This window comes from Nocardia sp. NPDC004722 (assembly GCF_053601505.1).
On sequence record NZ_JBSGBY010001014.1, the window covers coordinates 1 to 1,704 of the forward strand.

At 71.5% G+C, this 1,704-nt stretch carries 2 protein-coding genes; both read left to right on the top strand.

The window, feature by feature from the left end:
• Window positions 1-811, top strand: an 811-nt coding sequence (locus tag ACWELQ_RS45215; RefSeq protein ID WP_452403112.1) for an amidohydrolase family protein, incomplete at its 5' end; no start/stop codon positions are given.
• Between the two features lie 71 nt (window positions 812-882).
• On the top strand, window positions 883-1,704 hold an 822-nt coding region (locus ACWELQ_RS45220; protein ID WP_452403113.1), incomplete at its 3' end, for a hypothetical protein.

Genomic DNA, 1,704 nt, shown 5'->3' on the forward strand with positions numbered 1-1,704 from the left:
CGACCGGCTCGAGCAATGGCGCTACCTGCCCGGCCCGTGGCTGTCGGTGTGGGGCGTGAAATTCGGTCTCGACGGCGGCATCGAGGCCGGGGCCACCCGCGAACCCTACGCCTGCGACCACGACTTCCACGGCTACCTCACCTGGGAGCCGGAGGTGCTGGTGGAGGCCATGGACCGGGTGATCCGGCGCGGCTGGCGGATCGGGACGCACGCCTACGGGGATCGCGCCGTGGAGCGACTGCTCGACGTCTACGCCACCCTGCTGGCCCGGCACCCGCGACTGCCCGCCGGGACCCTCGTCATGGAACACGGCGGCCTCGCCGACGACGAATTGCGCGCCCGCGCCGTGGAACTGGGCATCCCCGTCACCATTCAACAGCCGCTGCTGCACGACATCGCCCGCATCGAGGACACCTACTGGGGTCCGGACCGGGTGAACCGGCTGTTCCCCGCGCGCGGCTGGATCGACCGCGGCGCGCTGGTCACCGGCGGCTCCGACTACCCCGTCGGCGCGTACGGCGCGATGCGCTCGGTGTGGGGCATGGTCACCCGCGAGACCGTCACCGGTGTGCGCGGCCCCGAACACGCCATTACCCCCGCCGAGGCCATCACCTTGCACACCACCAATGCCGTTGCCCTGCTGGGCGAGTCCGACACCCGCGGCCTGCTCACCCCCGGCCGCCTCGCCGACCTGACCCTCTGGCCCCTCGACCCCACCACCGCACCCGCGCACCAACTCCCTGACCTGCAACCCACCCACACCGTGATCGGCGGTCGCCTCGTCCACGGCGCAAGCCTCCCAAGCCAATAGCCGACTAGTTGCTACTCTGCCCGAATGTATGCAGCTCAGAGCGTTCGCCGGTCGCGGCCACCCGGGCGGCGATGACCATCCGGGGGAGCCGGGAGGGTGCGGAGGTCGGTACCGCCTTCCTGGCGGCGCTCATCGCGGGGCTGTCGCTGATGGTGCCCATCGACTTCGCGTGGACCTCGCGCAGCTCGCAGCTGCGATTGGATCTGCTGGTTTTCAGTCTGCCGCAGGCGATTGCGGCGGGTGCGCTGGTGGCCGTGGTCGCGGCGGTGCTGTCGACCGCGCTGGGCGGGCAGAGCCTGCGCTGGGGTGTCGCGCTCGGCGGTGCGGCGCTGCTGTTCGTGAACCATCTGCTGGGTCGGCACGCCGTGCTGGGCACCTCGCTGGCGACCCTGAACTTCCTGGACTCCATCGCGGGCGGCCTGATCTTCGGCGGTTCCGGCGCGGCGGTGCTGTCGCGCTCCCGCATCGAATCCCGCTATTCCTGGGCGGCTTTGGCCTGGCTGCTCGGGGCCATCGCCGGTGTCGTGCTGCAGGCGTACGTGCCCGAGACCCGCTCCCGCTTGGTCGATCAGCACTTCCCGCAGAACTGGCCCGCCCTCGACTCGCCGCCGCTGTGGCTCATCACCGTGGCCCTGGTGCTGATCGGCTGGCGGTTCCTGCGGGAGCCGGGCGCGCAACCGGCCGAAGCCCTGTCGATCCAGCTGCCCATCGTGCCGATCATCGCGGGCGCGTTCATGATCGGGGTGACCCTGCTCGGATCCACCATCCTCGCCCGCCACGGCGACAGCGTGCGCGATATCGCGGTGGCGATCGGCGCGACCGCGGTGGCCGCCGTGCTCGCCGCCCTGCTGCTGCCCGACCGCGACGGCAGTCAGGTGCTGCTGGCGGTGGGC